Source organism: Pantoea sp. R102 (genome assembly GCF_004916815.1).
In the GTDB taxonomy this organism is placed as follows: domain Bacteria; phylum Pseudomonadota; class Gammaproteobacteria; order Enterobacterales; family Enterobacteriaceae; genus Pantoea; species Pantoea dispersa.
On record NZ_SDFT01000218.1, the window covers coordinates 1 to 5,729 of the forward strand.

Below are 5,729 nucleotides of genomic sequence, written 5' to 3' on the forward strand. Positions count from 1 at the left end.
CGCCGCGCGCGGCGTATTCATTACAACCTGCAGCCGGTGATCGCCGGGCTGGCTGGTCACCAGCATCGAGACCGGAGAACCGTTGGGGATGTGCACGCCGAGCGGTGCCACCACGTTCGGCGTCCACGGGCCACACGCCACCAGTACCCGATCGGCCAGCAGCTCACCGCGTTTTTCGCTGCGAATGCCGCTGGCCCGGCCGTCTTTGGTGATCACGCTGGCTTTACCGGCGTGCTCAACGATCTCTCCGCCCAGCGCGCGCAATGCCTGAACCAGATGCTCAACCAGATGCGGCAGGCTGACCCAGCCTTCACCGGGGTTGGCAATCGCCAGCTGGCTCAGGCTGGCCGGATTCACCTGCGCATCGACATCACCGACCGTGGCGCGATTGATCAGCTTTGAGTCGTACCCCTGCGCTTTTTCATAGTGATGACGCGCTTTGGTGCCCGCGTCATCGTCAGCGGCCCAGTAAATCGCGCCGTCGAAGCGCAGCCAGTCGAGCTGCGGATGGCGGGCAAACAGCGTGCGATAGCGGTCAATACCCGCCATGCGCAGCGCATGGTAAGGCTGCGAACGCTCGCCCGCGGAGTTGAGCCAGGAGAGGGAGCGGCCGGTGGCGCCGGAGCAGAGTGCCGCTTCCGTCACCAGCGTGACCTGCGCGCCCGCCTGCGCCAGCTGCCAGGCTGTTGAGACGCCGAGGATGCCGCCACCCAGCACGATGACGGTTTTTGCCACGGTTTTGTCAGACATCATTCATTCCTTCTGTTAAAAAAATGTTCGCCCTTCAGGCAATACGTACGCGATGCTGCCGATGGAGCTGCTCAATTAGCTGTAAAACGCCGAGCGCTTCACGCGCATCAACCGGCGGCGGCCCGCCATGTAACAGCGCGTGAGCTAACAGCTGATAGAAAGCGGGGTAGTGACCACGTTCAATCGGCACCGTTGTGGTTGCCCCGACCGTGCCGGCCCGGGCAGAGTTTTCTGCCGGCGTGACGCCGTACTGGCTATCGCCGGGCGACATGCCAGCCGCCAGTTGCGGCTCCTGATTGTCCAGCCCCCAGTGGGTGAAAGCGCCTTTGCTGCCCAGCAGGTGAAAGCGCGGCGCATTCAGTGCCGCCTGGCCATTCATCCACAGCCGCGAGCGCACGCCGTTGTGGTGCAGCAATGAGACAAAACAGTCCTCGTCGCTGTCCGATTGCGGGCCGGAATGGCGCGCCAGTTCTGCCGTGGCGTGGGCGACCGGGCCAAAGAGCTGGATGGCCTGGTCAATCAGATGGCTGCCGAGATCCAGCAATAAACCACCGCCCTGTGCCAGCGTGACGCTGTCACGCCAGTTGCCGAATCCCTGCGGTCGCCACCACTCGAAACGCGACTCAAAACTCCTTACGGTGCCGAAGGCTTCCTGGTGCACCAGGCGCTGTAATGTCAGAAAGTCACCGTCCCAGCGTCGGTTATGAAACACGGTGAGCAAGGTATTGGCCTGCTGCGCGGCAGCGATCATCATTTCTGCCGCCTGCACGTCTGGTGCGAACGGTTTATCCACCACCAGATGGATCGCGCGCTGGCTGGCCTGTACAGCCTGCTCCGCGTGTTGCGCCGGCGGCGTGGCCAGCACGATGAGATCGATGCCGATCTCGCCGCCATCAATGGCCTTGAGCAGCGCTGGCCAGTCCGGCAGCACGCGCGCCTGGGGGTAACGTTGCTGCGCGGTCGCTACGCGTTGGGCATCACCTGTGACGATAACGTCGAGACGATAGTCGGCGTTATGGGCAAGCAGCGGTGCATGAAACACGCTGCCGGCGACGCCAAATCCCACCAGCGCCGTGCGGACTGGGCCGCTAACCTGAAGATGTGTCATTACAGCACCTCCGACAGAAAACGCTGCAGGCGCGCGGACTGCGGACGGTCAAAAATTTGTTCCGGCGTGCCGGCTTCCACGATTTCGCCTTCATCCATAAACACCACCTGATCGGCCACGCGCCGGGCGAAGCCCATCTCATGGGTCACCACCACCATGGTCATGCCGCGCTGGCACAAGTCGGCCATTAGCGTCAGTACACCTTTCACCAGTTCAGGATCGAGTGCCGAGGTGGCTTCATCGAACAACATCACTTCCGGCTCCATCGCCAGCGCGCGCGCTATTGCCACACGCTGCTGCTGGCCACCGGAGAGATCGCGCGGACGGTGATCCGCTCGCTGAGCAAGGCCCACTTCGGCCAGCCGCTGACGGGCAATCTCCAGCGCTTCGGCTTTCGGGCGGCCTTTCACTTTCCACGGTGCCAGCGCCACGTTTTCCAGCGCACTGTGATCGGGAAACAGGTTGAAATGCTGAAATACCATGCCAATTCTCAGCCGCAGCGCATCGGGCTTATCTTTCAGAACAGAGCGCCCGGCCAGTAAGACATCGCCGTTCTTCGGCTCATGCAGGCGATTGATGCCGCGCAGTAAGGTGGATTTTCCCGATCCCGAGGGACCGATAATGCAGGTGGTGGTGCCCGGTTCGATGCTCAGCGACACATTACGCAGCACCTCAATCGGGCCGTATGCCAGGGTCAGATTGCGCAGCTCGAGGCTGGCGCCGTGAAATGCAGATGGCATGGCCATATTAGTGTCCTCGCTCGCTGGTAAGGGAGACCGCCGGAACCACGTTGCGCTTTTGCTGCACTTCATCGAGCTCCTTCAGGCCGCTTTGTGGCGCGGTGGCGCGGCGACGTCCGGTACGGTAGCGGACGTCGATGTAGTTCACGGCGTGGGTGAGCGGCACGGTGATCACCAGATAGAACAGCCCGGCCAGCATCAGGGGTGACAGGTTGCCGCTCAGCACGGCGGCATCCTGACCGACGCGGAACAGCTCACGCTGACCGGTCATCAGACCCAGCAGATAAACCAGCGACGAGTCTTTGATGATGGCGATGAACTGATTGACTATCGCAGGCAACACGCGGCGGATGCCCTGCGGAATGATCACCAGGCGCATCGCCCGGCCATAGCTCATTCCCAGCGCCCGGCAGGCTTCCATCTGCCCCTGTTCCACGCTCTGAATACCGGAGCGGAAAATCTCGCCCATGTAAGCGCTGGCAATCAGGCTCAGGGCAAAAATGCCGAGCGGATACGGCGTCGGGCCAAATAGCTGATAGCTGAAACGCGCCAGACCCTGACCAATCAACAGAATGGTGAGGATGGAAGGCAGGCCGCGAAACAGATCGGTATACAGCCGCGCGGGCACGCGCAGCCAGCGCGAGGGCGAGATGCCCATCAACGCCAGTATCAGGCCGAATAACGTGCCCAGCACGGTGGCCGCCACGGAGATAATGATGGTGTTGACCAGTCCGGTTGCCAGCAGCTGTGGCAGGACGTCCATCATCGATGGAATATCAAAAAACGTACGGGAAAGAATAGTGATCAGATCCATAGCCGATTCTCGGTTGCGGGTGACGGACATGCGCCGTCACCGGATGCAGTCTCACGCATAACGATGCGCAGGGTTATTGGCCGCCGGGCAGATACTGTTGCGGCATTGGCGAACCCGGGAACCATTTCTGGTACAGCTGTTTCCAGGTCCCATCCTGCATCGCCGCTTTGATGGCTTTATCCAGCGCTGCTTTGAACTCGGGCTTGCCTTTGGCGATGGCGACACCCGCAGGCGCGTCAAATGAAGGGATGTTCGCCGCCGTGACCAGCTTAAAGCGGGTGGCATAATCTTTGGCGGCTTCGTAGTCGAGGAACATGGCATCCAGCGTGCCGTTATTCAGCGCGGACACCGCTGCGTTGTTATCGGGGAAACGCACCAGATCGGTCTGTTTGAAGTGCTGCAGCGCATAGTTCTCCTGCAGCGTGCCCTGAATCACTCCGAGCCGTTTATGCGCCAGGGTTTCTACGTTTTTCACCCCGGAATCACTGCGAGTCAGCACCGTCAGATAGCCCGCAAGATAGCCGGTGGAGAAATCGACGGTTTTTTCGCGCAGCGGCGTGATGCCAATCGCGGCTACGCCGGCATCATACTGGCCATTTGCCACTGCCGGCAGAATGGCGGAGAAGTCCTGACCGATAAAATCCACCTGATCGATGCCCATGCGATGCGCCACATTTTTGAAGAATTCGACGTCAAAGCCGGTGAAGTTGCCGTTTTTATCGGTGAAGGTGTAGGGCTTCGCGTCGCCGAGGCTGGCAACGCGGAGATGACCGGGTTCGATCAAACCCCAGGGATTACTGTCGCTGGCGGCATGGGCGCTCCAGCTGGCGGAAACCAGCATTGCCGTGCCGAACAGGGCGGCGGTCAGTTGATTGAAACGTTTGTGCGATGTCATAAGGCTCTTCCGTCTGTGCAGGTGAAACTTCAGAGTTCGCCAAGCCGGTTTATTGTTATTGAGACCGGTCTCAACGCAGGGCAAAATGAAACCGGCTCTGGTTGTGAGACCGGTCTCATTCGGATATACTGATATTAAGCACACGCTATCAGCAGCGTCAATTATGTTGTTATCAACTTGTGATTCGAAATAATTATGACCAATGAAAATGCTCGTTCACGCGGTCCGACCGTCGCAGACGTCGCCCGCGCCGCCAATGTTTCCAAAGCTCAGGCGGCACGCGCGCTGGGCGGGTATGGTTCCGTCAGTGAAGACGTGCAGACGCGGGTGAATCAGGCTGCTGAAGCGCTGGGATACCGACCGAACGAGCTGGCGCGCAGCATGAACACCGGCCGCTCCAATACCATCGGGGTGATTGTCGGCGACATCGAAAACCCGCACTTTGGCCTCGCGCTGCGCGGCATGGCCGACGTCGCGCGCCAGGCGGGCTTTCACCTGCTGCTGAGCAACAGCGATGAAACGCTGGACGAGGAGCGGGAAGCCGTGCGCGTGATGCTGGATAAGCGCGTCGATGGCATCATCGTCGCGCCATGCAGCTCATTGTTTGAGGATAATGAACATCTGCGCCAGGTGCTGGCAGAAGGGCGTTCATTAATGATGTTCGACCGGGCAGTGCAGGGGATGGAAGTGGAGACCATCCAGGCGAACTTTGTCGCAGTGGCCAAACAGGCGACGGAGCTATTACTGGCGGCCGGGCATCAGCGTATTGCTTATCTCTCCAGCATGCGCAGCGCTGCACCGTATTCGCCGGCAATCACGCTGGGCCCCACGCCGGTGGCGCAACGTGTTAGTGGAATGATTGATGCCTACCGGTCCGCAGGTAAGGAACTGGATCCAGCGCTGATTCGGCTTAATGCACTAAGCGAAGCCATCATTGAGCAGATCCTGACTGAACTGCTGGCGCTCGCCGAACCACCCAGCGCGCTGATTGCCTCCGATAACCTGATTGCGATGGGCATCCTGCGCGGTCTGGCCAAACGCGGCCTGCGCGTACCCGAAGATATCTCTTTTGTGATGTACGACGATTTTCCCTGGACCGAGCTGATGTCACCGCCGCTAACCGTGGTCGCCCAGCCGGTGTATGAAATGGGGCGCGAAGCCGCGCGCCGGTTGATTTGCCATATCCGCCAGCAATCCGCCGGCGCTTTACCCGCGTTTGACAGCTGGATGGTGGTGCGCGGCTCGGTGGGGGAAAACCCGCCGGCCGGGTGATACCATGCGCCGCGGCGAGCTTGTGGAATTTCTCCCTGCTTTTTTGGTCGCCATGAATGGCGTCCCTACAGAAAACCGCGCGGTTTTGTTTCTTAAAACGCGCCAGAGAAAAAGTAAATTGTGTGATGCCTCGCAGGGTGCGCATTCATG

At 60.3% G+C, this 5,729-nt stretch carries 6 protein-coding genes; 1 reads left to right on the top strand and 5 read right to left on the bottom strand.

All coding sequences use genetic code 11. The features are described from left to right. The 5 genes from ERD80_RS19625 to ERD80_RS19645 form a co-directional block, all read right to left on the bottom strand. Positions 1-753, bottom strand: a 753-nt coding sequence (locus ERD80_RS19625; RefSeq protein WP_248295883.1) for an FAD-binding oxidoreductase, incomplete at its 3' end; no start/stop codon positions are given. Positions 754-784: 31 nt separating this feature from the next. Then, positions 785-1,858 carry a Gfo/Idh/MocA family oxidoreductase gene (locus tag ERD80_RS19630; RefSeq protein ID WP_058781469.1) on the bottom strand — a complete coding sequence of 358 codons (1,074 nt, stop codon included), beginning with the start codon at positions 1,856-1,858 and terminating at the stop codon, positions 785-787. Continuing rightward, a complete protein-coding gene (locus tag ERD80_RS19635) occupies positions 1,858-2,604 on the bottom strand; it encodes an amino acid ABC transporter ATP-binding protein (RefSeq protein ID WP_021509433.1) in 747 nt (248 codons plus the stop codon). Before ERD80_RS19635 ends, ERD80_RS19630 begins: the two co-directional genes overlap by 1 nt. Before the next feature lies 1 nt (position 2,605). Then, on the bottom strand, positions 2,606-3,412 hold the full coding sequence (locus tag ERD80_RS19640) for an amino acid ABC transporter permease (protein ID WP_021509434.1): 807 nt from the start codon (positions 3,410-3,412) through the stop codon (positions 2,606-2,608). A 73-nt stretch (positions 3,413-3,485) separates the two neighbouring features. Then, complete coding sequence (locus ERD80_RS19645) at positions 3,486-4,307, bottom strand: ABC transporter substrate-binding protein (protein ID WP_058781468.1); 822 nt, start codon at positions 4,305-4,307, stop codon at positions 3,486-3,488. A 195-nt stretch (positions 4,308-4,502) separates the two neighbouring features. Here ERD80_RS19645 and ERD80_RS19650 point away from each other — a divergent pair, with 195 nt between their 5' ends. Beyond that, positions 4,503-5,579: a LacI family DNA-binding transcriptional regulator gene (locus tag ERD80_RS19650; RefSeq protein WP_136548197.1), complete on the top strand. Its 1,077-nt coding sequence runs from the start codon at positions 4,503-4,505 to the stop codon at positions 5,577-5,579. The last annotated feature ends 150 nt before the right edge of the window (positions 5,580-5,729 follow it).